The organism is Salinibacillus kushneri (assembly GCF_900111405.1).
In the GTDB taxonomy this organism is placed as follows: domain Bacteria; phylum Bacillota; class Bacilli; order Bacillales; family Alkalibacillaceae; genus Salinibacillus; species Salinibacillus kushneri.
Genome location: NZ_FOHJ01000009.1, coordinates 1 through 25,933, shown reverse-complemented (window position 1 = coordinate 25,933; position 25,933 = coordinate 1). Strand labels below are relative to the sequence as shown.

28 protein-coding genes are annotated in these 25,933 nt (G+C 37.9%); 26 read left to right on the top strand and 2 right to left on the bottom strand.

Going from position 1 to position 25,933, the window contains the following annotated elements:
• Positions 1-35: 35 nt before the first annotated feature.
• Positions 36-272 carry an acyl carrier protein gene (acpP, locus tag BMX63_RS12815; RefSeq protein ID WP_093136357.1) on the top strand — a complete coding sequence of 79 codons (237 nt, stop codon included), beginning with the start codon at positions 36-38 and terminating at the stop codon, positions 270-272.
• A gap of 120 nt (positions 273-392) precedes the next feature.
• Complete coding sequence (gene rnc, locus BMX63_RS12810; RefSeq protein ID WP_177167306.1) at positions 393-1,079, top strand: ribonuclease III; 687 nt, start codon at positions 393-395, stop codon at positions 1,077-1,079.
• A gap of 70 nt (positions 1,080-1,149) precedes the next feature.
• Here rnc and BMX63_RS12805 read toward each other — a convergent pair whose 3' ends face one another.
• Complete coding sequence (locus BMX63_RS12805; RefSeq protein WP_093136350.1) at positions 1,150-1,374, bottom strand: DUF1128 family protein; 225 nt, start codon at positions 1,372-1,374, stop codon at positions 1,150-1,152.
• Between the two features lie 131 nt (positions 1,375-1,505).
• Between BMX63_RS12805 and smc the strand changes: the two genes are divergently transcribed.
• From smc to codY, 24 genes are all read left to right on the top strand, one after another.
• Positions 1,506-5,072: a chromosome segregation protein SMC gene (smc, locus tag BMX63_RS12800; RefSeq protein WP_093136348.1), complete on the top strand. Its 3,567-nt coding sequence runs from the start codon at positions 1,506-1,508 to the stop codon at positions 5,070-5,072.
• Positions 5,073-5,091: 19 nt separating this feature from the next.
• Entirely contained in the window at positions 5,092-6,099 is a 1,008-nt protein-coding gene (gene ftsY, locus BMX63_RS12795) for a signal recognition particle-docking protein FtsY (RefSeq protein WP_093136345.1), read from the top strand.
• A gap of 77 nt (positions 6,100-6,176) precedes the next feature.
• Positions 6,177-6,512 carry a putative DNA-binding protein gene (locus BMX63_RS12790; RefSeq protein WP_093136342.1) on the top strand — a complete coding sequence of 112 codons (336 nt, stop codon included), beginning with the start codon at positions 6,177-6,179 and terminating at the stop codon, positions 6,510-6,512.
• An 11-nt stretch (positions 6,513-6,523) separates the two neighbouring features.
• The gene (gene ffh, locus BMX63_RS12785; protein WP_093136339.1) at positions 6,524-7,873 is read left to right on the top strand and encodes a signal recognition particle protein; all 1,350 of its coding nucleotides are present in this window, start codon (positions 6,524-6,526) and stop codon (positions 7,871-7,873) included.
• A gap of 329 nt (positions 7,874-8,202) precedes the next feature.
• The gene (gene rpsP, locus BMX63_RS12780; protein ID WP_044157382.1) at positions 8,203-8,475 is read left to right on the top strand and encodes a 30S ribosomal protein S16; all 273 of its coding nucleotides are present in this window, start codon (positions 8,203-8,205) and stop codon (positions 8,473-8,475) included.
• A 14-nt stretch (positions 8,476-8,489) separates the two neighbouring features.
• A complete protein-coding gene (locus tag BMX63_RS12775; RefSeq protein ID WP_093136337.1) occupies positions 8,490-8,717 on the top strand; it encodes a KH domain-containing protein in 228 nt (75 codons plus the stop codon).
• 199 nt (positions 8,718-8,916) lie between these two features.
• Positions 8,917-9,303, top strand: coding sequence for a YlqD family protein (locus BMX63_RS12770; protein WP_093136334.1), 387 nt, complete (start codon positions 8,917-8,919; stop codon positions 9,301-9,303).
• A 9-nt stretch (positions 9,304-9,312) separates the two neighbouring features.
• A complete protein-coding gene (gene rimM / locus BMX63_RS12765) occupies positions 9,313-9,840 on the top strand; it encodes a ribosome maturation factor RimM (protein WP_245732829.1) in 528 nt (175 codons plus the stop codon).
• A complete protein-coding gene (trmD, locus tag BMX63_RS12760; RefSeq protein WP_093136329.1) occupies positions 9,840-10,574 on the top strand; it encodes a tRNA (guanosine(37)-N1)-methyltransferase TrmD in 735 nt (244 codons plus the stop codon). Before rimM ends, trmD begins: the two co-directional genes overlap by 1 nt.
• Before the next feature lie 127 nt (positions 10,575-10,701).
• On the top strand, positions 10,702-11,046 hold the full coding sequence (gene rplS / locus BMX63_RS12755) for a 50S ribosomal protein L19 (RefSeq protein ID WP_093136326.1): 345 nt from the start codon (positions 10,702-10,704) through the stop codon (positions 11,044-11,046).
• Positions 11,047-11,243: 197 nt separating this feature from the next.
• Complete coding sequence (gene lepB / locus BMX63_RS12750) at positions 11,244-11,801, top strand: signal peptidase I (protein WP_093136324.1); 558 nt, start codon at positions 11,244-11,246, stop codon at positions 11,799-11,801.
• A 13-nt stretch (positions 11,802-11,814) separates the two neighbouring features.
• Positions 11,815-12,660, top strand: a complete 846-nt coding sequence (gene ylqF / locus BMX63_RS12745) for a ribosome biogenesis GTPase YlqF (protein WP_093136321.1) — start codon at positions 11,815-11,817, stop codon at positions 12,658-12,660.
• 66 nt (positions 12,661-12,726) lie between these two features.
• Complete coding sequence (locus tag BMX63_RS12740; protein WP_093136319.1) at positions 12,727-13,503, top strand: ribonuclease HII; 777 nt, start codon at positions 12,727-12,729, stop codon at positions 13,501-13,503.
• A gap of 23 nt (positions 13,504-13,526) precedes the next feature.
• A complete protein-coding gene (locus BMX63_RS12735) occupies positions 13,527-15,140 on the top strand; it encodes a hypothetical protein (RefSeq protein ID WP_093136316.1) in 1,614 nt (537 codons plus the stop codon).
• On the top strand, positions 15,137-15,433 hold the full coding sequence (locus BMX63_RS12730; protein ID WP_093136313.1) for an EscU/YscU/HrcU family type III secretion system export apparatus switch protein: 297 nt from the start codon (positions 15,137-15,139) through the stop codon (positions 15,431-15,433). Before BMX63_RS12735 ends, BMX63_RS12730 begins: the two co-directional genes overlap by 4 nt.
• A gap of 34 nt (positions 15,434-15,467) precedes the next feature.
• A complete protein-coding gene (locus BMX63_RS12725; RefSeq protein ID WP_093136310.1) occupies positions 15,468-15,893 on the top strand; it encodes a hypothetical protein in 426 nt (141 codons plus the stop codon).
• A gap of 397 nt (positions 15,894-16,290) precedes the next feature.
• Positions 16,291-17,451: an ADP-forming succinate--CoA ligase subunit beta gene (gene sucC, locus BMX63_RS12720; RefSeq protein ID WP_093136307.1), complete on the top strand. Its 1,161-nt coding sequence runs from the start codon at positions 16,291-16,293 to the stop codon at positions 17,449-17,451.
• A 23-nt stretch (positions 17,452-17,474) separates the two neighbouring features.
• Positions 17,475-18,377, top strand: a complete 903-nt coding sequence (gene sucD / locus BMX63_RS12715; protein ID WP_093136304.1) for a succinate--CoA ligase subunit alpha — start codon at positions 17,475-17,477, stop codon at positions 18,375-18,377.
• Positions 18,378-18,454: 77 nt separating this feature from the next.
• On the top strand, positions 18,455-19,384 hold the full coding sequence (dprA, locus tag BMX63_RS12710) for a DNA-processing protein DprA (protein ID WP_093136302.1): 930 nt from the start codon (positions 18,455-18,457) through the stop codon (positions 19,382-19,384).
• Positions 19,385-19,545: 161 nt separating this feature from the next.
• A complete protein-coding gene (gene topA / locus BMX63_RS12705) occupies positions 19,546-21,621 on the top strand; it encodes a type I DNA topoisomerase (protein WP_093136299.1) in 2,076 nt (691 codons plus the stop codon).
• Between the two features lie 357 nt (positions 21,622-21,978).
• On the top strand, positions 21,979-22,878 hold the full coding sequence (gene xerC, locus BMX63_RS12700) for a tyrosine recombinase XerC (RefSeq protein ID WP_093136297.1): 900 nt from the start codon (positions 21,979-21,981) through the stop codon (positions 22,876-22,878).
• A gap of 27 nt (positions 22,879-22,905) precedes the next feature.
• The gene (gene hslV / locus BMX63_RS12695) at positions 22,906-23,451 is read left to right on the top strand and encodes an ATP-dependent protease subunit HslV (RefSeq protein WP_093136294.1); all 546 of its coding nucleotides are present in this window, start codon (positions 22,906-22,908) and stop codon (positions 23,449-23,451) included.
• Positions 23,452-23,463: 12 nt separating this feature from the next.
• Positions 23,464-24,858 (top strand): ATP-dependent protease ATPase subunit HslU, encoded by a 1,395-nt coding sequence (hslU, locus tag BMX63_RS12690; RefSeq protein WP_281242754.1) that lies wholly within the window; start codon positions 23,464-23,466, stop codon positions 24,856-24,858.
• A 28-nt stretch (positions 24,859-24,886) separates the two neighbouring features.
• Positions 24,887-25,663 carry a GTP-sensing pleiotropic transcriptional regulator CodY gene (codY, locus tag BMX63_RS12685; protein ID WP_093136291.1) on the top strand — a complete coding sequence of 259 codons (777 nt, stop codon included), beginning with the start codon at positions 24,887-24,889 and terminating at the stop codon, positions 25,661-25,663.
• A gap of 55 nt (positions 25,664-25,718) precedes the next feature.
• Here codY and BMX63_RS12680 read toward each other — a convergent pair.
• Positions 25,719-25,933 (bottom strand): IS3 family transposase (locus BMX63_RS12680; protein ID WP_143060164.1); only part of this gene is annotated, 215 nt, incomplete at its 5' end.

Here is a 25,933-nt window from a genome sequence, read left to right as displayed (position 1 = left end):
ATTTTATAATCACTTACTGGAAGGGAGGTGACAACATGGCAGACGTATTTGATCGTGTAAAAAAGGTAATTGTTAACCAATTAGAGGTAGATGAATCCAAAGTGACCATGGAAGCATCTTTTAGTGATGACTTGGAAGCTGATTCACTAGATGTAGTAGAATTAGTTATGGAGTTAGAAGATGAATTTGACATGGAGATTTCCGATGAGGAAGCAGAGAAAATTGCTACCGTTGGAGATGCTGTGGACTACATAACTAAGTCACAGTCTTAAGTAAACATTTATGAAATTATGTTATTGACCTTATAGGAAAGTCCTGCCATTGCAGGACTTTCCATTCATTTATCTCGGTTAAAATGTAAAACAAAATCCAAGGATAGGTGGCAGCTAGACGTGAATTTTGAACAATTTCAAGAGCAAATTGGTGTAAAGTTTCATAATCAGCCGTTATTAAAACAGTCTTTTACCCATTCGTCGTATGTGAATGAACATCGGAATCGTGGTCTGGAAGATAATGAGCGTCTGGAATTTTTAGGTGATGCGGTATTGGAGCTTGCTGTATCCCAATTTTTATATCGAAAATATCCTAAGATGAATGAAGGTGAAATGACAAAATTTAGAGCTTCTATTGTATGTGAGCCTTCACTCGTCCATTTTGCCGAAAATCTTCAATTTAATGATTTAGTCCTATTGGGTAAGGGTGAGGAAATGACTGGTGGAAGAACCAGGCCGGCACTATTAGCAGATGCCTTTGAAGGGTTTATTGGCGCTCTTTACTTAGATCAGGGGTTTGGTACCGTTTTGAATTTTTTGGATAAATATGTATTTCCTACAATAAAACCAGGTGCTTTTTCTCATACCATGGATTACAAAAGTATGCTTCAAGAGGTTGTACAACAAGATTTAGAAGGTCAAATCAATTACAAAATTGTCGATGAAAAAGGTCCGGCACACCACCGCGAATTTATTGCAGAAGTAACGATTCAGGATGATGTTTGTGGTGAAGGGGTCGGTCGAACGAAGAAAGAAGCAGAACAAAATGCGGCTAAAGAAGCATTGGATAAAATAAAGAAAAAGTGATAATAATAGGTGCCAAAACTTTTGAATAACTGATTTGAAAGCTTTGGCACCTATTAAAATTAGTATACTTTCATTGCACTCTAAATTTCCTTAATTCCTCGATAATAGCTTGTAATTCTGGTAAGCTTAGTTGATTTTTACTTTTTACCATCTCATAAACGGATTTAATATCATGGTAATCTTTAACATCAAAATATTTGGGATCTAATACGCTACGATTAATAACCTGCAAGTCATTCATAAGCTCTTCAATAATATAAGATAAATTTTGCTCGGATGCTTCTTTTAAACTCACATCAACACTCCTTTATGTATAATCTTCTTCTTTCATTTTATATTCTATGATAAAATATACAAGGTTAAAAGGAAACCTATGACAAGAAAAATCATAAGTGTTATGAAAAGAATTTACGGGAGGAAAACGGAATGTTCCTCAAACGATTAGATACAGTTGGATTTAAATCCTTTGCTGAGCGAATTTCAGTTGAATTTGTCCCGGGTGTCACAGCCGTTGTTGGACCTAATGGGAGCGGAAAGAGTAATATTACGGACGCAATACGCTGGGTATTAGGTGAGCAATCTGCCAAATCGTTACGTGGGTCCAAAATGGAAGACATTATTTTTGCAGGCAGTGATACAAGAAAGGCGCTTAACTTTGCTGAAGTTTCGTTAGTTTTAGATAATGAAGACAGTGCTTTACCTATAGACTATCAGGAGGTTAATATAACTCGCCGTGTGTATCGATCCGGTGAAAGTGAATTTTTTATTAATCAGCAGACGTGTCGATTAAAGGATATTATTGACCTGTTTATGGATTCAGGACTTGGTAAAGAAGCCTTTTCAATCATCAGTCAGGGAAGGGTTGAAGAAATATTAAGTTCAAAACCGGAAGAACGTCGTGCTATTTTTGAAGAGGCTGCTGGGGTTTTAAAATATAAGCAGCGAAAGAAAAAAGCGGAGATGAAGCTTTCGGATACGCAGGAAAACCTCTACCGTGTAGAAGATATTATTTATGAAATTGAAGGTCAGCTTGAGCCTCTTAAAGAGCAGGCCGAAACAGCTGAAACATACTTGGAAAAAAAGGATCAGCTAAAAAAACACGAGGTTTCTTTACTCGTAACGGAGATTGAGAGATTAAATAAAGAATGGCAATCCTTACTAGGTCAGATTGAAGAACAAAAACAGGATATTTTACATAAACAAACAGATATAACTCAGGAAGAGGCCAAGCTGGAAAAAGAGAAGGCTGAAATACAAGGATTAGATCAGACCATTGAAGAGATGCAAAATCAAATGCTGTCCTTAACTCAGGAATTAGAAAATTTAGAGGGACGTAAGCGTTTGTTTAATGAGCGCTGGAAACATTATGAGGAAAATAAGGATAAGTTAGTTGATGAAGAATCGAGATTGAATGAAAAAATAGAAAATGTAAACCATCAGTTAGCAGCTGATGAAGAACAATTAAAAAAGCTCGTTACGGAAAGAAATGAAACGAAAAAAAGAATAGAAGCCCTTGAACAGAGTCTTGGCACCTCCCGTGAAAGCATGGAGGAAAAGATAGAAGGGTTAAAAAGTGACTATATTGAGTTATTAAATGAACAAGCTGCTAAGCGAAATGAACTGCAGGGTATTGAACGAAGTCTAGAACAGAACAAACAAAAAAAGAGTAAAATGACTGAGCGTTTCCAGGGATTATTAGATCAGCGTAAAGAAATTGATCAGAAACAGGAAAAATTCTCGGCGGAATTACAACAAATAGAGGAAAAGGCCGAAGAAAAACAACAATTATATCATAAAGAAAAAGAAGCTTTTGAAAAGCAAAAAACAAAGATTGAAGAGAAACAGAAAAAATTAAATCAGGGATATCAGTATATTCATAAGCTTCGTTCTAGAAAAGAAATGCTGGAGGAAATGAAGGAGGACTTTTCTGGCTTTTTCCACGGTGTAAAGGCTGTTCTGAAAGCTAGAGAACGAAATGAATTACAGGGAATACACGGCGCAGTCGCGGAAACTATACAAATTCCTGATGACTACGTATTGGCTATCGAAACCGCTCTTGGTGGACAAGCCCAGCATATTATTATGGAAAATGAAAATCATGCACGCCAGGCAATTCAATGGTTGAAAAAAACCAATAACGGAAGAGCTACTTTTCTCCCTCTTCCTTCTATGCAACCTAAACGTATACCAGATCATTTGACTCGTAATATTGAAAGTCATCCCGGTTTTGTCGGCATAGCGGACCAGCTCATTGATTACAACCAAAAATTTTCAAAAGCCATTCAATCCTTGCTTGGAAATATTGTCATCGCAAAAAATCTCAAAGATGCTAATGATTTAGCTAATTCTCTTCAACGACGTTTTCGTATCGTTACCCTTGATGGTGATGTAGTTAATCCTGGAGGTTCGATGACGGGTGGAGCCCAAAAGAAGAAAAATCAATCACTCTTTACGAGAGATAAAGAATTGGGGCAGGTTACAGAGAAACTCGAGGATTTTGAGAAAAGAACAAAAGCATTTGAAAATGAGCTTGACCAGTTAATCCATGAACAAAATCAGAAACAGGAAGAGGTTCAGGCTCTGGAAGATGAAATCAATCAATTGAAATCTACAGCGAATGAACGTCGAGGCGATTTAAGAGAGATTGAATTGAAACGGTCGAATGTTAATGATCACTTATCTCTCTATGATCAGGAGCAGGAGCAATTTCAAACAGAAGAGAAGGAATGGCAGGATTCACGGTTGACGTTGACGAATCGCTTGCAGGAACTTGAAGAAGAAGCTGAAAAGCTGCAAAACCAAATTGATACGCTAACAAATGAGCTTAATAACCAACAAGAATCAAGCGAAAAAATTCAGCAGGAATACCATCAAATGCAAGTTATACTGGCTGAACAAGACACAAATGTAAAAAATCAAAGAGAGAAAGTAAGCAGTTCAAAAAATGAACTAGCCGATTTACAATCACAAAAAAGTCAGGTTCAGGAAGAGCATACAGCACTGGAAACTATGAAGGAAGAGGGACAGACAGCGGAAGAAATTGAACAGGACATTTCCTTGAAGCGAGAGGAAAAACACAAGACGCAGCTAAATTTAAAAGCGAAACGCGAAAATCGACAGCAACGTAATCAAATAACAGAGGATTTAGAAATCGAAATAAAAGAAAAAAATCGAATCCTGAATCAATTAACAGAAGACCTGCAGCAAAAAGAAGTGAAGGCTAATCGCCTGGATGTTGAATTGGAAAATCATCTAAGCGTCCTACAGGAAGAATATATGCTTTCCTTTGAAAAAGCGTTATCCTCTTTTGGTCGAACAGAAGATGTGGAAGAGGCCAAAAATACAGTAAAACAAATAAAAGAGGAGATTGATCGTCTGGGCACGGTCAATTTGGGAGCAATTGATGAATATAAGCGAATTCAAGAACGTTACGAATTTTTAACCACCCAAAGACAGGATTTATTAGATGCCAAAGAAACGTTATATGCGGTCATTAAAGAGATGGATGAAGAAATGGTGACGCGTTTTGAGGGTACGTTCGTACAAGTACAGAGGGAATTTATAGATGTCTTTCAACAATTATTTGGTGGGGGGCGAGCTGATCTAAAACTAACAGATCCAAAAGATTTACTGGAAACAGGAGTGGATATTGTCGCACAACCTCCGGGTAAAAAGCTGCAAAATCTGGGACTACTTTCCGGAGGTGAACGTGCACTTACAGCCATTGCTTTGCTTTTTGCCATTTTACGTGTGCGACCAGTTCCGTTCTGTGTACTGGATGAAGTAGAAGCGGCACTTGATGAGGCTAATGTTAACCGGTTTGCTCAGTATTTAAAAGATTATAGTGAAAAAACACAGTTCATTGTTATCACCCATCGAAAAGGAACGATGGAAGAAGCGGATGTACTATACGGGGTAACTATGCAGGAATCGGGTGTATCTAAACTCGTATCCGTACGTTTAGAAGAAACCGATCAAATGGTCAATGCATAAGGAAAGGAAGGATGAGGTTTTGAGTTTTTTTCAGAAATTAAAGGATAAAATTAGTAAACAAACCGAACAGGTATCAGATAAGTTTAAAGATGGATTAACCAAAACAAGAGATTCATTTGCTACTAAAATGAATGATTTAGTGGCGAAATACCGAAAAGTTGATGAAGACTTTTTTGAAGAGCTTGAAGAAATACTGATTTCCGCTGATGTAGGGGTGGAAACGGTGATGGAATTAATTGAAGAATTAGAAATGGAAGTAAAACGTCGAAATATTAAAGAAACCACTGAAGTTGTTGAAGTCATTTCAGAAAAACTTGTGGAGATTTATTATGGGGATGCGGAAGAAGAGGTGGAAGAGCTTAAGCTAAATCAGGAAGGTTTATCCGTTATTTTATTTGTAGGGGTAAATGGTGTTGGTAAAACAACTACAATCGGAAAACTTGCTCATCGACTTAAAGAAGAAGGCAAAACCGTAATGCTTGCTGCTGGAGATACATTTAGAGCAGGGGCTATTGAACAGCTGGATGTATGGGGAGAACGAGTTGGCGTTGAAGTCATTAAACACAATGAAGGGAGCGATCCAGCGGCAGTCATTTACGATGGTATTCAGGCAGCTAAATCAAGAAAAGCTGATGTGCTACTTTGTGATACGGCGGGAAGACTGCAAAATAAAGTAAATCTGATGAACGAACTGGCAAAGGTGAAACGTGTGATTTCCCGGGAAGTGCCTGATGCTCCACATGAAGTGCTATTAGTTCTGGATGCGACTACAGGCCAAAACGCTATGAGTCAGGCCAAGACATTTTCAGATGCAACAGATGTTTCAGGAATTGTATTATCGAAATTAGATGGAACGGCTAAAGGCGGGATTGTATTAGCTATTCGTAATGAGTTATCCATTCCTGTAAAATATGTTGGGCTTGGTGAGAAAGTGGCAGACTTACAGCCATTTGATGCTAATTCTTTTGTTTATGGTCTATTTGCTGACATAATTGAACAACAGCCAGACACAAATGAAGAGCAGTAGCCATACCTTGACACATTGTACTTGTTCCCTTACCATTTAAGATGTAAAGGATATTCCCTTAACAAGAGGTGCTTACCTTGCTGGAAAAAACAACCCGAATCAATTATCTATTTGATTTTTACCAAAAGTTATTAACACCTAAACAAAAAAATTATATGGAAATGTATTATTTAGAGGATTATTCATTAGGCGAGATAGCTGAAGAATTTGATGTAAGTAGACAGGCCGTTTATGATAATATAAGAAGAACGGAATCTATGCTTGAAGAATATGAAGAAAAGCTTGATCTTTATCGCAAATTTAAGCAAAGAAACGAACTTATTCATGAATTAAAAGAAAGAGTAAACCGTGAAGAAACGATTGATAAATCCGAACTTTTGACATTCATTCAAAGGTTTGAAAATCTAGATTAGGAGGTGGCTTTATGGCATTTGAAGGGTTAGCCGACCGACTGCAAAAAACGATTCAAAAGGTAAAAGGAAAAGGTAAAGTAACCGAAGCCGATGTAAAGGAAATGACTCGTGAAGTCCGGTTGGCTCTATTAGAGGCCGACGTTAATTTTAAAGTAGTAAAGGATTTTATTAAGCGCGTTAAAGAACGGGCAATCGGTCAGGAAGTCATGGATAGTTTAACACCTGGCCAACAGGTAATAAAAGTTGTAAAAGAAGAGCTGTCGGACCTGATGGGCGGCGAGCAAAGCAAGATTGCAGTAGCCAATAAACCCCCTACTGTCATCATGATGGTTGGTTTACAAGGGGCAGGTAAAACGACAACTACCGGAAAATTAGCCAACCTGCTACGAAAAAAGAATAACCGAAATCCGATGCTGGTAGCTGCTGACGTTTATCGTCCTGCAGCCATTAATCAATTAGAAACATTAGGTAAGCAGTTGGATATGCCTGTCTTTTCATTAGGAACAGAAGCAAATCCGGTTGATATTGCAAAACAGGCAATTGATAAAGCAAAAGAAGAACATCATGATTATGTTATTATTGATACAGCTGGTCGCTTGCACGTTGATGAACAATTAATGGATGAGCTGCAAAATATTAAAGAAGTCACTACACCAGATGAAATTTTCCTTGTTGTTGATTCCATGACGGGTCAAGATGCAGTGAATGTGGCAGAAAGCTTTGATGAACAGCTTGATATTTCCGGAGTTGTGTTAACCAAGTTAGATGGGGACACTCGTGGTGGTGCAGCTATATCCATTAAAGCTGTTACAGGTAAACCGATCAAATATGCAGGTATGGGTGAAAAACTTGACGAACTTGAAGCTTTTCATCCGGAACGTATGGCATCCAGAATTTTAGGTATGGGTGATGTGTTATCTTTAATTGAAAAAGCACAAGATAATGTAGATGAAAAGCAGGCAAAAGAGCTTGAAGAAAAAATGCGTTCTGCATCGTTTACATTTGAAGATTTTCTTGAACAAATGCAACAAGTAAAGAATATGGGACCTCTGGATGAGTTAATCAACATGATGCCTGGAGCAAATAAGATGAAGGGCATGAAAAACCTTCAAGTTGATGAAAAACAAATTAGCCATGTAGAGGCTATTATTCAATCTATGACTAAAAAAGAGAGAATTGATCCAGGCATCATGAACGCCAGTCGTAAACGTCGTATTGCAAAAGGTTCCGGAACTTCCGTATCTGAAGTAAACAGACTTCTCAAGCAATTTGACGAAATGAAGAAAATGATGAAACAAATGACCAATACAAGCAAAAAAGGAAAAAAGAAAAAAGGCCTCATGAATTTTCCTTTTATGTAATAAGAAAAGCGTTGGCGACTGGTCAGGTCTGGCGGTATACGCCAAATCCATGTAGTGGAATAGGTTTTGCCACGTAATGGATTTGGCTTATGTCCGCCCAGACCTAGGAGCTACAGCTGGACAAGAAAAGCGTTGGCGACCGTTAAGGCCCAACAGCGTAAGCAGAATACACGAAGTGGTCTGCTTTTAAAAGCTCCACGCTTAGACTTGACCGCTTAAGTAAGCTACCTTTATGAAATTTGAATTGTAATGTAAATATACTTTACAGCTAATAAAATATCTGCTACAATCTAAACTTGTGTTAGATAATTATTTTGGAGGTGCAAAACATGGCAGTAAAAATTCGCCTAAGAAGAATGGGTTCAAAGAGAAATCCATTTTATCGTGTAGTAGTTGCAGATTCACGTTCTCCTCGCGACGGACGTTTTATTGAGCAAATTGGAACATATAATCCAGTTGTTGAACCAGCAAAAGTTGATTTAGATGAAGAAAAAGCACTAGACTGGATGCAAAAAGGTGCAAAGCCAAGTGACACAGTTCGCAATCTATTTTCAGAACAAGGCATCATGAAGAAGTTTCACGAAGCTAAAAACCAAAAATAAAGTAGTGTGATATCATGAAAGCCTTAATTGAAACAATTGTTCGTCCTCTTGTTGATTATCCTGAAGAAGTCGTGGTGACCGAAGAGGAAACGGAAGAAAAAATTCGGTATCATTTGACTGTACATGAACAGGATGTTGGTAAAGTAATTGGCAAAAATGGACGTATTGCAAAAGCTATTCGAACGGTCGTTTATGCAGCTGGATCGAATCGGGATAAAAAATTATATTTAGATATTATGTAATCAACAGGGAAGGGGGACATATCCTTTCCCTGTTTTTACTAATGGCTGTTTTTACACGCGTTAACTGACAATAATCCTTTCCGTCAATACCTGGATGGCCTACGGATTCTTTAATGAACTATAAGTGGATTGTTAAAGGTTACGCATAAAGTTTGATTTAAGACATGGTGTTTCTTTTATTAAATGGAGGTTTTTCCTCGTGAAAATTATTCGAAAAACGGCAGTTAAACAGGTGATTACCGAAAAAAGTAAGGAGCGCCTCGAATCTAAGTTTCAGCAGCAAATGGCGCAGCTTGAAAACGAGTGTCATCAGCTTCAATTTGAAAAACGTAAGCTGCAATCCAAAAAAGGTATATCCTCTCAGGATGTAAATACTAGATTTCAAAAAGAAATTGATCGGCGACAAAATAAAATGAAATGGATTGAATATCAGCTTGAGCAACTGGACATTTTACCCATAGGCAGTGAAATCACAGAAAGTGAAGTGGATGAAATCGTAGACATTTCAGTTGGGGATAACTGGTCAGAAGTCATGGGTGAACGTTCCATTACCATTAAAGACGGTACGGTTATTCGAATGGACTAAAACTAGGTGATGGGTGATGTAAGTATGGAAATGTTTAATGTCGGAAAAATAGTAAATACTCATGGAATTAAAGGAGAAGTTAAAGTTATAAAAATTACAGATTTTGATGAACGGCTGGAGCCTGGTTCAAAGCTTTTTTGGGTATCAAGTGATGAATCGGATATCATTCCACTTGAAGTGGATGGACATCGTATACATAAAAATTTTCATTTACTACATTTTCATGGATACTCATCTATCAATGATGTGGAGCCATTAAAAGAGGGTATGCTTAAAATTTCAGAAGATCAACTGAAGACACTGGATGATGGGGAATATTATTATCATGAAATTATTGATTGTGCAGTAGAGACTGATGCAGGAGAAGAAATTGGTATCGTGAAAGAGATCTTATCACCAGGTGCAAATGATATATGGGTAGTAAAACAGGGTGGTCAAAAGGATGTCCTTATTCCTTACATTGAAGATATTGTAAAGCAAGTGGATGTAGAAAATAAACGGATAATAATCGATCCAATGGAGGGTTTATTAGATTGATGCAGATTGATATATTAACGCTATTTCCTGAAATGTTTAATGGTGTATTGAATTCCTCCATTTTAAAAAGAGCAAGTGATATAAAGGCCGTTCAGTATGATACGATTAATTTCCGTTCCTATACAGAGAATAAACATCAAAAGGTCGATGATTACCCATATGGGGGTGGAGCTGGCATGGTTTTATCACCACAGCCCTTGTTCGATGCTGTAGAAGATTTAAAAACGAAAAGTAAATCTTCTTCTCGTGTGATTCTGATGTGCCCACAGGGGGAACCCTATACACAGCAAAAAGCGGAAGAATTATCTCAGGAAGATCATTTAATCATGATATGCGGTCATTATGAAGGGTATGATGAACGGATTCGCTCTCATTTAGTCACCGATGAAATTTCCATAGGAGATTATGTTTTAACCGGTGGTGAGCTGGGTGCAATGGTCGTGACAGATAGTGTCGTTAGATTATTACCAGGTGTACTTGGTAATGACCATTCAGCTGTACAGGATTCCTTTTCTACAGGATTACTGGAGCATCCACACTACACTCGTCCCCGTGATTTTCGAGGATTAAAAGTGCCGGAAGTGATTTTGTCTGGTGATCATAAAAAAATTGATGAATGGCGACAAAAAGAATCCTTAAGAAGAACCTATGAACGAAGACCAGATTTAATTGAGAATGCCTCTTTAACAGAGAAAGAGAAACAATGGCTGAAAGAGTGGAAGATGGACAAATAATCTTGCATTGAATGGGTCTCTATGATATATTAATTGTTGTGCTTAAGAGTTTGCTTGAGCAGATAAAAACGATACTCCGCTGTCGACAATTTTAGGCAAGAGTGTTAGTTGGAAGGAGTGAAGACTTGTGCAAAACATTATTGAACAAGTTACAAAAGATCAATTACGAACAGACCATCCGGATTTTCGTCCTGGTGATACGGTAAAGGTTCACGTGAAGGTAGTTGAAGGTAACCGTGAACGTATTCAGGTGTTTGAAGGTGTTGTACTTAAGCGCCGTGGAGGCGGTATAAGTGAAACCTTCACCGTACGTAAAATCTCTTATGGTGTAGGTATTGAGCGTACGTTCCCAGTACATTCACCACGTATTGATAAGATTGAAGTATCCCGCCGTGGTAAAGTTCGTCGTGCGAAGCTTTATTACCTACGCGAATTACGTGGTAAAGCAGCCCGTATTAAAGAAATTCGATAAACCAATTAAAGCAGTGTATGCTTTAGGTTACATGGAAAAGGAGCTTGCATGGTCAGGCTCCTTTTTCTATTATATAAACATATTGTGTTTTAGATTACTTGTTGAACATACTGAAGTTTTTACTTTAGACGATGTAAAAATAATAAATCGAAATAAAATAGGTAATTTTTGCTGCACACAAGCTCGGAGGTAATGATATGGCTGCAAAAAATAGGGAATGGCTAAGCTGGATAAAAGTGATTGTAATATCAGCAATTCTTGCATTAGGAATTCGAACATTTTTGTTTACGCCAATTATTGTAGATGGTCCTTCCATGCTTCCTACACTGGAAAACGGTGATCATCTCATTGTAAATAAATTAAATTATACGATTGGTCAGCCAGAACGTTTTGATATTGTCGTGTTTCACGCTACACAAAAGCGTGATTATATTAAACGAGTCATCGGCTTACCAGGTGAACATATATCCTATCAAAATGAAATTTTATATGTAGATGGTACACCCGTTGCAGAACCATTTATACGAGAAAGAGTGACCAGTTTACCAGCAGGAAGTCACTATACACATGACTTTACATTAGAGAACATGCCTGGAGGATATGAAAAAATACCAGAGGGTTATGTATTAGTCCTAGGTGATAACCGCACGAATTCTACAGATAGTCGAATGATTGGTTTAATTCCCATAGATCAAATTGTAGGAGAGGCACAATTGATTTATTGGCCATTACCCCATTTCGGATTGACAACATAAAGTAGGTGATAATATGACTATACAATGGTTTCCCGGACATATGGCAAAAGCAAAGAGAGAAGTAGAAGAAAAACTAAAGCTTGTGGATTTCGTTATTGAGCTTGTAGATGCGAGAGTTCCCCTTTCCTCACAAAATCCTATGTTACAGGGTGTATTAGGAGAAAAGGAAAAACTTGTATTACTAATGAAAAAAGATCTTGCTGACCCGGAAATAACAAAGGAATGGCAATCTTACTTAGACAGGAAGGGTATTCCTAATTTAACTGTAAATGTACAAGAGCAAAAGGATATACAGGAGTTAATCAAAAAGGCTAAGGGATTAGGTGAGAAAAAATTAGAACGTCTAATGCAAAAAGGAGTAAAACCAAGGCCAATCAGAGCTATGATTGTCGGTATTCCAAACGTTGGAAAGTCTACCCTTATTAACCGACTTGTAAACAAAAAAATAGCTCAAACAGGGGACCGGCCCGGAGTTACGAAAGCCCAGTCCTGGATTAAAGTGAAGAAAGATTTTGAACTACTTGATACACCAGGTATTTTATGGCCGAAGTTTGAAGACGAGGCAGTAGGATATAAATTAGCGGCAATAGGGACTATTAAGGATCAATTATTGCATTTGGATGACATAGCTGTATTTGTCCTTACATTTTTAAAGCAGCATTACCCAAATAAGCTTAGAGATCGATATGGTATTGATTTGGAAGAAGAAGATATTATCACATGGTTTGATGAAATTGGGAAGAAACGTGGCTGTTTAGCCAGTGGTGGTATGATTGATTATGAAAAAACAGCTGATGTTATTATTCGTGATTTGCGCATTGGCAAATTAGGGCTTATTTCGTTTGATCGTCCTGACTAAAATGAAAATCCCCTTTATATTACCCTTAGTAGTGCCGATATAGAGAATAAATAATGGAGGAGAAAGATGACGAAGAAAGAAACGATAAAGGAAATACGAGAAAAACTAGCAACAGATACCTATTCTCCCTCAGAATGGGAGGCGTATCAAAAAGATAATCGAAAAGGCGTACAGGACTTAGTGAGTAAACAAAAGAAAAAGGATAAAGAAAAGCAGCAGCAAAAAGACCAATTTGAGCACATGCTCATATGGGAGAAGAATTTGTGGAATAAGGGATATACATATATCGCAGGAATTGATGAAGCTGGAAGGGGACCCCTGGCAGGCCCCGTTGTAGCTGGTGCAGTTATAATTGATGAATCATTTTATATCGAAGGACTCGATGATTCAAAAAAATTACCTGAGTCGACCAGAGAAAGATTTTTTGATGAAATTAAAGAAAAGGCCGTCGGTTTTGGTATAGGAATTGTAGATTCTCAAACCATAGATCAAATCAATATCTATCAAGCAACGAAATTAGCAATGAAAAAAGCCGTGATGGACATAAAGAATGATCCACAATATTTATTAATCGATGCAGTAAAATTACCAGAGTTACCGGTCCATCAGGAATCCCTTGTTAAAGGGGATCAAAAATCGGTTTCCATTGCAGCTGCGAGTGTTTTAGCCAAGGTTACTCGAGACCGTATGATGAAGGATATTGATCGTGAATACCCTTCCTATCAATTTGCATCGAACATGGGGTATGGAACGAAAGTGCATCTGGAAGCACTAAAGCAAAACGGACCTACACCTTTTCACAGGAGATCATTTACTCCGGTTAAAGAAGCTATGAAGTCATAGAGACTTAGAGGGAGAGAGTTGGGGTGCAAAAGAACGGGATTACAAAAGCTTTACAAGCAGTCCGGATAAAATCGAATCAACATACAACACGATCGTTTAAAGAGGGGCAGATTGTAACGGGAAAAGTGCAAAAATTTCTGCCTCAGAATAAAGCTATGATACAAATGGGTGGACAGAGGCTTGTTGCACAATTGGAACATTTACTTAAGGCCAATAAACGTTACGTATTTCAGGTAAAACAAGCCTTCCCCTTTGTCAAACTTCAAGTTGTGAGTGACAAACCTGTAAAAAACCAAAAAGAATCAGCATCCATTTTATTACAGGAAATGGGTGTGAAAGGAACCAAAAATCAACATGCGTTCCTTTCTTTTCTATTGGATCATCAGCTGCCTTTTCAAAAACAACGATTAACACAGGCGTTTTCACTATTGGAGAGAGGTTCTTCGTTTGAAGAATCCAGGATGGTCTTATTGGAAATGATGCAAAGAAATCTCCCCATGACAAAAAAAGTTTTTGATATAACTTATGCTCGATTGTTCCGTCCTATATCTTTATCCAAAACAGCAAATACTTTGATACAGTCCCTGCCATCCACTCATTCAAACGAAACCATACAGCTCCAGAATATCTTACGATTATTCCAATCAAACGGAAGAGAGTTTACTACCAAAGACGTTGCTGCCTATAGTTTAACGGATATACAAAAGGGATCGTTTCAAACCTTTAATCTGCTAAAAAGGTCAGGACTTCTAGATAAGGATATAACTTTTAGTAAGTGGCAAAGTGATTGGTCAAGTTGGGTCAAAGAAAACAAAGTGAATTTAAATCAGGCATTTACCGACCTTCAACAAAAACATATATCCTTAAAAAACTCTCCTCTTCCTTTTGAATCTATGGATGAATTCTATCAAGCTATAAAGCAAGTATGGAATGAACCGACTGCTAAAGGTCATTCACAAATGCAGCGAGCCCTTTCTTTTTGGCTGCTTCAGGGTGCGGCAAACACTCCATTGTTTGCTGAATCAGAGAAAATTTCGATTAAGCTAAAAGGATTTACTACTCTTATGAGCAGTACTTCCGGTATGAATACTAATCTTCCTGCAGACAGTTATACATCATTGACAGACCTCCTGAAAATCGTAAACAGCCAGGCGGATGGAAAAGCGGCTTATAAACAGCCTATCCAACAGCTGTTACAGGTGTTTTCAGGAATGCAGCTACAGGCAAATGATCATAATGAATGGGCACAGTTTAGTGTACAACTACCAGGTGAAACATTTGGCTTACATGATGATTTTTTTATGGATTTTGAGGGCAAAAAGAAGGATAATAACGAGTTGAATACCGATTATTGTCGGGTCATGTTTTATTTACAGCTGCATCAATTAAATGAAACCGTGATTGATATGAATGTACAGAACAAACAAATTTCGCTAACGATATATAATCAAAATCCCAAAATCCTTCAACCCATCGTAAAATTATTGGAGCCTGCTTTAAGGGAGAATTTAGGTGAATTGCATTTTCCACTAACGTCTATTCAAATTAAGGATTTTGAGAAAAACACTGGTTATCAGGGTACGCCTCGAATGGCACCGGCCTATAATCAGGAGAAAGGATTGGATGTTAAAATATGAGCAAAACGCCCAAATTCAAACGGAAACAAGCGGTGGCCTTATCTTACCATGATAAACAAGCTACTGCTCCAAAAGTGACAGCTAATGGAAAAGGAAAAATGGCCGAAAAAATTTTATCTCAGGCAAAAGACCATGATGTACCTATACATGAAGATGAAAGTCTGGTTGAGCTTCTTTCTGCATTAAATATTAATGAAACGATTCCGGAAGATCTGTATCAAGTTGTAGCTGAAGTATTTGCATTTATTTATCGCGTAGATCGTCATGAGCAGGAGCATCATAAAATAGAATAATGCGGACAAGGATTGTTTAAAGGAGGAAACGTAAATGAAAATATTACGCAGATTGTTCATATTTCTGATATTAATTGGTGTTTTGGCCTATGGAATTTACCATTTTGGGACGAAGATAGCAGCAGAAAAAATGATGGAGTCTTATATGGACGACCTGTCAGCAAGCCCGGTATTGAATCAATTTGAGCAGCAAATCAGTGAGCATCCTCAACTGGAGCAGGCCATTCAGGATGGTGCAAATGTGGATGAAAGTGTACTTCCTTTTTCTACAAAAGAGGAAGCAACAAAGAATCTGGTTTCAAAGTTTAGTGTTGGTGAATTAATCGAAATGGGGAATATGGCTAAAGATGGGCTAAATGAGGATGAAAAACTTGAAATGGTTCAAGAGTTTGAAAGCAGGCTTTCAGAAGATGAACTCTTAGCCCTTAAATATATTGCATATAAAGAATTAAATCAATAAAAACACCGAAGCATTCCTTGTCCTGTGGGAAGTGTGAGACAGGTGAGACTCCGAACTGAAAAGGGGACGATTGTTTAGGCTCGACAGTATAAGCAGAATTCACGTGCCTGACATGTCATTCTGTCACGCTGTGGATTTTGCTTATGTCTGCTTGGACCTGGGAGTTGACACTTGCTAAAGCGCAGCGAGGAGGATTACCGGCGGATAGCGTAGTGTATTTCACCTTCAGCAGGGCAACAAACTATGCGAAAACAGCCTAGTAGTATATTAAAGGAGATAATTCATTCTTCGTTTGTTATTTTTATAGAATCGTCTTATAATAGAAAAGTGTGGACAAATTCCAACAATTTTGTATACAATGTACACGCAATTCGAATTTCAGATGGGAGGATGGAAGATGAACATTCACGAGTATCAAGCAAAAGAGATTTTTCGCCAATTTGGCGTTGCTGTACCCAATAGTCGTGTCGCCTTCTCAGTAGATGAAGCTGTTCAAGCGGCACAGGAATTAAGTTCAGGTGTAAGCGTTGTTAAGGCTCAAATCCACGCAGGTGGACGCGGAAAAGCAGGCGGTGTAAAAATTGCCAAGAGCCTTGATGATGTAAGTACATATGCTGAGGAGCTTCTTGGTAAAACATTAGTAACTCATCAGACAGGACCTGAAGGAAAAGAAGTGAAACGTCTTTTAATAGAAGAAGGATGCGATATCCAAAAAGAATATTATGTCGGGATTGTACTGGATCGTGCAACCTCTAGAGTTGTCATGATGGCTTCTGAAGAAGGTGGAACTGAGATTGAAGAAGTAGCAGCTAATACACCCGAAAAAATCTTCCAGGAGGTAATTGATCCTGTGACAGGTCTTATGCCATATCAGGCTAGAAGACTAGCGTTTAATATTAATATACCTAAAGAACTAGTTTCTAAAGCGGTTAAATTTATGATGGGGCTTTATGATGTATTTGTTAAAAAGGATTGTTCTATTGCAGAAATTAATCCACTCGTCACAACAGGTGATGGAGAAGTATTAGCCCTGGATGCAAAGCTAAATTTTGATGATAACGCTTTATTTCGTCAAAAAGATGTGCTGGAGTACCGTGACCTTGATGAAGAAGATCCAAAAGAAATTGAAGCATCCAAATATGATCTTAGTTATGTTGCATTAGATGGAAATATCGGTTGTATGGTAAATGGTGCCGGACTTGCCATGTCTACAATGGATATTATTAAACATTCAGGCGGGGAGCCTGCTAACTTCCTTGATGTTGGCGGAGGTGCTACAGCTGAGAAAGTTACCGAAGCTTTTAAGATTATTCTATCTGATGATCATGTAAAAGGAATTTTCGTCAATATCTTTGGTGGTATTATGAAATGTGATGTCATTGCTGAAGGTGTAGTTGAAGCGACGAAGCAGGTAGGTCTTGAGCTACCGTTAGTTGTTCGTCTGGAAGGTACAAATGTAGAGCAGGGTAAGAAAATTTTAGCTGATTCCGGCTTGAATATTACATCTGCAAACTCCATGGCTGATGGCGCACAAAAAATTGTTGAATTGGTTAAGTAATGTAGAAAGGTGGGAGAGAAATCATGAGTATTTATATAAATAAAGATACGAAGGTTATTGTTCAGGGTATCACTGGTTCTACAGCACTATTTCATACGAAGCAAATGCTTGAATATGGAACAAACATTGTAGGCGGAACTTCTCCTGGTAAAGGCGGCCAAACAGTAGAAGGTGTTAAGGTATTTAATACAGTACAAGAAGCAAAAGAACAAACTGGAGCTACTGCTTCTGTTATTTATGTACCGGCTCCATTTGCTGCAGATGCGATTTTGGAAGCTGTTGATGCCGAATTAGACTATGTTATTTGTATTACTGAACACATTCCAGTAATGGATATGGTCAAAGTAAAGAGACAAATGCAAGGTAAGAAGACACGCTTAATCGGACCAAACTGCCCAGGTGTGATTACGCCTGAAGAATGTAAGATTGGTATAATGCCTGGTTATATTCATAAAAAAGGTCATGTTGGAGTCGTTTCCCGTTCAGGTACCTTAACATATGAAGCCGTTCATCAATTATCTGAAGAAGGAATTGGTCAATCCACTGCAGTCGGAATCGGTGGTGATCCAGTAAATGGTACAAACTTTATTGATGTTTTAAAATCATTTAATGAAGATCCAGATACAGAAGCTGTTATTATGATTGGTGAAATTGGTGGTACAGCTGAAGAAGAAGCGGCTGAATGGATTAAGGAAAATATGACTAAACCAGTAGTGGGCTTTATTGGTGGTCGTACTGCACCTCCAGGAAAACGTATGGGTCATGCAGGTGCCATTATTTCTGGTGGGAAAGGAACCGCGGATGAGAAGATTCGCACTATGAATGAGTGTGGAATTAAAGTTGCGGAGACACCGGCTGTTATGGGAGAAACCTTAATCGAAGTACTTAGAGAAAAAGGGTTATATGAGAAGTGTAAAACTTACTAATTTTTAATGGACAGGGCTAATTCAGGATGATTGATTTTGGATTAGTCCTGGTTTTATAAAAGGAAGGATGTGTTTGTTTGGTATCAGAAAAAGAATTAAAGCTTAGTCATTTGCTACGAGTTCGCGGGCTTGGTCGTACGAGAATCCGCTATTTATTAGAAAGTAATGCTCCGTTGTCGTCAGTTTATAAGTTTTCCCTCAATGAACTCCAGGCATTACTCAAACTTCCCCCTTCAAAGGCTCAGGTCGCTTATCATGATCTTCACTCCTCCCGATTAAAGAAAGCTGTAGAAAAAGACCTTAAATGTTATCCGATAATCTCCATAGAGAACCCCTTCTATCCCACTTCCCTTAAAATGATTCCAGACCCTCCTTTGTTACTATTTGCCAAAGGTAATATAAACTATTTAAATCATGAGCCGAAACTGAGTGTTGTTGGTACAAGAGCCTATTCCCATGAAGCAAAAGCCAAAACGAATCATCTATTAAAGCCTATTATAGAAAAGGATTGGTTAATCGTTAGCGGAATGGCGAAAGGGATTGACTCATTTGCCCATAAGGCTGCCATAGCTTCACAAGGGAAAACCATCGCAGTCTTAGGCTTTGGCTTTCAGCATATCTATCCAAAAGAAAACATACATTTAATGAATACATTAGAACAGGAGCATTTGCTTTTATCAGAATATCCCCCTGGTCAATCTCCGAAGCCGTGGCATTTTCCAGAGCGTAATCGGATTATTAGCGGACTTTCGTTTGGAAGCCTTGTAGTTGAAGCAAAGGAAAGAAGCGGGACATTTATTACAGCTGAGCAGGCATTGGAACAGGGGAGAGAAGTGTTTGTAGTACCCGGTTCCATCCTGCTTCCACAAACGAAAGGCTGTCATCGACTCATTCAGGAAGGTGCCCACCTCATTCATGATGCAGAGGATTTAATAGAGGCGAGAAAAGATTATGAAAAAAGGAGTATGAGTCCGGAAATTAGTACAAAAAATCCGGGTCTTATGTAAAAAATGGTTTGACAAATGTAACAATTGTATTTAATAATAAGGAAGATTTCAAAAAACGATTTTGTAATCTTTTAATTAGGAATATTTCATGAAAACGTTACCCTATAATAGACCAAAACATATAAAAAAGAAAAAGAGAAAAACCTCTTAGGAGGATGAATATGGCTGATTATTTAGTAATTGTCGAATCACCGGCAAAAGCAAAAACAATTGAACGATATTTAGGAAAAAAATATAAAGTGAAAGCATCCATGGGACACGTTCGTGATTTACCAAAGAGTCAAACGGGCGTTGATGTGGATGATAATTATAAACCGAAGTATATTACTATTCGTGGAAAAGGCCCTGTATTAAAAGAATTAAAAACCGCAGCTAAAAAGGCGAAAAAAGTTTTTTTAGCAGCCGACCCTGATCGGGAAGGAGAAGCCATAGCCTGGCATTTAGCTCATAGTTTAGATGTTGATGAGGATTCAAAATGCCGTGTTGTATTTAACGAGATTACCAAAGAGGCTGTAAAAGAATCTTTTAAACATCCACGTCATATTGATATGGATTTAGTAGATGCGCAGCAGGCTCGTAGAATCTTAGACCGTTTAGTGGGATATAATATTAGTCCCTTGTTATGGCAAAAAGTAAAGAAAGGTCTAAGCGCCGGCCGTGTTCAGTCAGTGGCTGTACGTCTGGTCATAGAGCGGGAACAGGAAATCCAAAATTTCCAGCCGGAAGAATATTGGACGATTGAAACGGATTTTTCAAAAGGAAAAAATACTTTCCAGGGTTCTTTTTATGGAGTGAATGGAAATAAACAAAAGCTTGGTTCAAAAGAAGAAGTTAATCAGATTTTGAATAAAATCGATGGAGACCAATTTAAGATTGATAAAGTCAATAAACGAGAAAGAAAACGGAATCCTGCTCCACCGTTTACTACATCATCTTTACAGCAGGAAGCTGCTCGTAAGTTGAATTTTCGGGCGAAAAAAACGATGATGCTGGCTCAACAGTTGTACGAGGGAATTGATTTAGGTAAGAAAGAGGGAACAGTCGGTCTTATAACCTATATGAGAACGGACTCAACCCGTATTTCCAATACAGCCAAACAGGAAACTAGTCAATTCATCGAATCATCTTATGGAAAAGACTACTTAGGCTTCTATAAAAAAAAGAAAGATGCAGAAGGGGCACAGGATGCCCACGAAGCGATTAGACCTACATCTGTAAATCGAACACCACAATCACTTAAGTCTGTTTTAAAACGTGATCAACTGCGTCTTTATCGGTTAATCTGGGAACGATTCTTAGCCAGTCAGATGGCACCAGCTATTATGGACACTGTAACGGCTCATCTTATCAATAATGAAGTTGAATTTCGTGCAAGTGGATCGCAAATAAAGTTCAAAGGGTTTATGAAAGTGTATGTCGAAGGACAAGATGACAAAAAGAAAGAAGAGAATAAGCTGCTCCCACCACTTGAAGAGGGAGAAACAGTAAAAGCACATGAAATTACCCCGAACCAGCATTTTACTCAGCCACCCCCACGTTATACGGAGGCACGGTTAGTAAAAACGCTTGAAGAACTTGGAATTGGTAGACCATCAACTTATGCGCCAACTTTAGATACAATTCAACGAAGGAATTATGTGACCTTAGATAATCGCCGCTTTGTTCCGACAGAGCTTGGGGAAATCGTTATAAACATTCTTAAAGAATATTTCCCCGAAATTATTGATATAGAGTTTACGGCTAATATGGAAAATGACCTGGATAATATTGAAGAAGGAAAAACCGAATGGATTAACATTATCGATCAATTCTATCAGGGATTTGAAAAACGACTCAAAACAGCAGAAGAGGAAATGGAAAAAATCGAGATCAAAGATGAGCCTGCTGGAGAAGATTGTGAGAAGTGTGGACACCCGATGGTATATAAAATGGGGCGCTATGGAAAATTTATGGCCTGCTCGAACTTTCCGGAATGTCGCAACACTAAACCAATTCTAAAGGAAATTGGAGTAAAGTGTCCGAATTGTAAGGATGGGAACATCGTTGAAAGAAAATCAAAAAAGAATCGTACATTTTATGGATGTGACAATTATCCAGAATGCGAGTTTATTTCCTGGGATAAACCTATTGCAAGACCATGTCCAAAATGTGAAGGGCTATTAGTTGAAAAGAAAAAGAAGAAAGCTTCTCAAGTTCAATGTACACAGTGTGATTATAAAGAAGAGAAACAAGAATAACCTGAGCCAAATGATAAGTAAAATGCCTGATAAATTCCTCCATTGTTATATTTTTAGACAATGGGGGATTTTTAAATTCTTCTTCATTGACAGGGAACAATCATAAAGCTATAATTACCTTTTGGTAAGGTTATTTACTTGACACAGGATACATATTCAATTTTATACAATGAGGGAAAACCCAATAGCATATCAGGGACAATTCAGAATTTTGTTACAATTTAGTCAAATTTATTGCATCCTATCCTCAAGATATGTTAAGATTTAAACGCTTCAGGTAGGAAAGACCTTTGCTTACCTGCCTAAGCAGTTATTTGCTCCACTCGGAATGTCTGAAATCAGGTGAGGTGGGGAATCATGAATTTTGACTATTTACGTGAGGCTTTTGTTGAATATTTACAGGTTGAAAAGAATGCCTCGCCTTATACGGTTAAATTTTATCAAGATGATCTTGATACCTTTTTTTTGTTTTTAAAGGAAGAAGGTATTGATCATGTTAAAGATGTCGATTATGCAGTTATAAGAGTCTTTTTAACAAATCAATATCAAAAAAATCTTTCCAGAAGAAGTGTATCAAGAAAACTTTCAAGCTTGCGTACGTTTTATCGTTTTTTAGAAAGAGAGGAAAAGGTTGAATCAAATCCATTTTTACAAGTGTCTCAACCTAAAATGTCAAAATCAATTCCAGATTTTCTATATGAAGAAGAAATCGAAAAATTGTTTCATATCAGTGATTTAAGCACTCCACTTGGTCAAAGGAATCAAGCCATTCTTGAGCTGCTCTATGCTACAGGGATGCGGGTAAGTGAGTGTGCCAATGTAAAGCTTGCACATTTAGACTTTATGATTGGAACGGTGTTAGTAAGAGGAAAGGGAAATAAAGAACGCTATATTCCTTTTGGTCGTTATGCACAAGACGCCCTGGAACGTTACATCCAGGATGGAAGAAGGAAGCTATTAAAGCATACAACTGATTATAGTGAGTCATTGTTTTTAAATGCACGTGGTACCACATTATCAACTCGAGGATTTCGATTGGTATTAAATAAAATAGTAAAGGATGCTGCACTTACCGTTCATGTCCATCCGCATAAATTGAGACACACTTTTGCAACCCATTTACTTAATGCCGGGGCTGATTTGAGATCTGTTCAGGAATTACTTGGACATAAAAATCTGTCGGCAACGCAGATCTATACACATGTGTCAAAGGATCATCTGCGTAATATTTATAAAAATTCGCACCCTCGAGCTTGAAGTTTACAAATAGAGGAGGACCCTGAATTGTCAAACGAAATTCATGCTACCACTATTTTTGCTGTACGACATAATGGTCAATGTGCTATGAGTGGTGACGGACAGGTTACATTGGGGAATCAAGTGGTCATGAAGCACACTGCAAGAAAAGTTCGTCGTTTATTTAACGGCAATGTATTGGCTGGCTTTGCAGGTTCTGTTGCAGATGCTTTTACACTTTTTGAGAAGTTTGAAAGCTATCTTGATAAATATAATGGTAATCTGGCCAGAGCTTCAGTAGAGTTGGCCAAAGAGTGGAGAAGTGATAAGGTGCTTCGAAAGCTTGAAGCCATGTTAATTGTAATGGATAAAGAAGGGATGTTTTTAGTTTCTGGAACGGGTGAAGTCATTGAGCCTGATGATGATATGTTGGCGATTGGATCTGGCGGAAATTATGCACTTAGTGCAGGTCGAGCTTTAAAACGATACTCACAGGAAAAGACTGCACCTGAAATAGCGCAGGCCGCATTAGAGATAGCCGGAGAAATATGTGTCTTTACAAATGACCAGATTGTGTTAGAAGTGTTAGAATAAGGAGGTTGGCCTATGACTGAGATGAACCTCACCCCAAGACAAATTGTTGAAAAGCTTGATCAATTTATTATTGGGCAAAATCAGGCGAAAAGAGCTGTAGCTGTTGCTTTACGGAATCGATTTCGCCGTTTGCAAATGGATGAAAAATTAAGAGATGAAATTGTTCCCAAAAATATCTTAATGATTGGTCCAACAGGTGTTGGGAAAACAGAAATAGCAAGACGATTAGCTAAATTAGTAGGTGCCCCTTTTGTTAAAGTAGAGGCAACGAAATTTACAGAAGTTGGCTATGTTGGCCGTGACGTTGAATCGATGGTCCGGGATTTAGTGGAAATATCCATCCGAATCGTTAAAGAAGAAAAAATGAAACAGGTAAAGGGAAAAGCTGAGGAATCAGCTAATAAGAGACTTGTAAAACTATTGGTACCAGAAAAGAAAAAAAATCAATCCATGAAAAATCCTTTTGAAATGCTGTTTTCCAATCAGCAAAATGAGGAACCGTCTCAAGATGATGAAAAGCAAACAGAGATTGAACAAAAGCGCAATCGAATCAGACATCAGCTTGATTTAGGTGAGTTAGAAGATAACATGGTGACAGTGGAAGTTGATGAACAGCAATCCTCTATGTTTGATATGCTTCAGGGTTCAGGTATGGAACAGTTCGGAATGAACATGCAGGATGCTTTTGGGCAGTTTATGCCTAAAAAGAAAAAGAAAAGAAGATTACCTGTAAGAGAAGCAAGGAAAATCCTAACCCATGATGAAGCCCAAAAGCTGATTGATATGGATGAGGTATCTCAAGAGGCAATCGAAAAGACGGAACAATCAGGGATCATTTTTATTGATGAGATTGATAAAGTTTCTGGAAGTAACGAATCTCAGGCAAATGTTTCAAGAGAAGGTGTCCAGCGTGATATCCTTCCTATTGTTGAGGGCTCTACAATTACAACAAAATATGGCCCCGTAAAGACGGACCATATCTTATTTATAGCAGCAGGAGCTTTTCATATGTCGAAACCTTCTGATTTAATACCTGAGCTTCAAGGACGCTTTCCAACAAGGGTCGAATTACAAAAGCTGAATGTAGAAGACTTTATCAACATTTTAACAGAGCCATCCAATGCATTAATTAAACAATATTCAGCATTATTAAAAACAGAAGGTATAAATGTTGAATTTTCTGACGATGCTGTTAATAGAATCGCGGAAATTGCTTTTGAAGTCAATCAGGATACCGATAATATCGGAGCAAGGAGACTTCATACCATTCTGGAAAAGCTTTTAGAGGATTTATCCTTTGAAGCGCCAGATATTAATATGCAACAGGTTGATATTACCAAAGAGTACGTCAATGAGAAGCTTGGATCGATTGTAAAAAATAAAGACTTATCCCAATACATCTTATAGGGAACCGTCAAGAATTAGGAGGATGAAAATGGAGTTATTAGAAAGAGCAAGAATGATTAATTCGATGTTACAAAAGACTACAGGGAAAACGGTAAACTTTAGCGACATGTCAGCAACATTACGAGATGCAATTAGTGCAAATGTTTTCGTACTAAGCCGCCGAGGAAAATTATTAGGGTTTTCCATCAAACAGGAAATTGAAAATGAACGTATGAAAGATATGTTAGAGGAAAGACGTTTTCCTGAAGAATACACAGAAAACTTATTTGCAATTTCCAGAACAACACCAAACTTAGATATTAATAGTGAATATACAGCATTTCCTGTAGAAAACAAAGATTTATTCCAAAATGGTTTAACTACAATTGTACCAATTATCGGTGGTGGTGAACGTCTGGGAACATTAATCCTAAGCAGATTACAAGATCATTTTAACGAAGATGATTTGTTATTAGCTGAATATGGAGCAACAGTTGTAGGTATGGAAATTCTTCATCAGAAAGCTGAAGAAATTGAAGAAGAAGCCAGAAGTAAAGCAGTCGTACAAATGGCTATTAGTTCATTATCCTATAGTGAATTAGAAGCAATTGAACACATTTTTGACGAACTAGGGGGTAAAGAAGGACTATTAGTTGCAAGTAAGATTGCTGACCGTGTAGGAATCACCCGTTCTGTTATTGTAAACGCCCTTCGTAAACTGGAGAGTGCTGGAGTCATTGAATCCAGGTCACTTGGAATGAAGGGTACGTACATTAAAGTATTAAATGATAAGTTTTTAGTTGAGCTACGAAAACTTACTACATGATAGGTAAAAAAGACTGACTCTCCTGTGCTGAACCCTAAAAGTTAGACCAAAATATTTAAGCAGCTAGTTGACTGGTATGCAGACGGTATTCCACCGGGCTCATGCCAGTCAATTTTGCTTTTATCCGTTCATTGTTATAGTAAAAAATATAATCAGTTACTGCTTGCTTAAGCTCTTCAAATGATTTATAAACTTTACCGTAATACATTTCCTGTTTCATTAGCCCAAAGAAATTCTCCATTGGTGAATTATCTAGACAGTTTCCTTTTC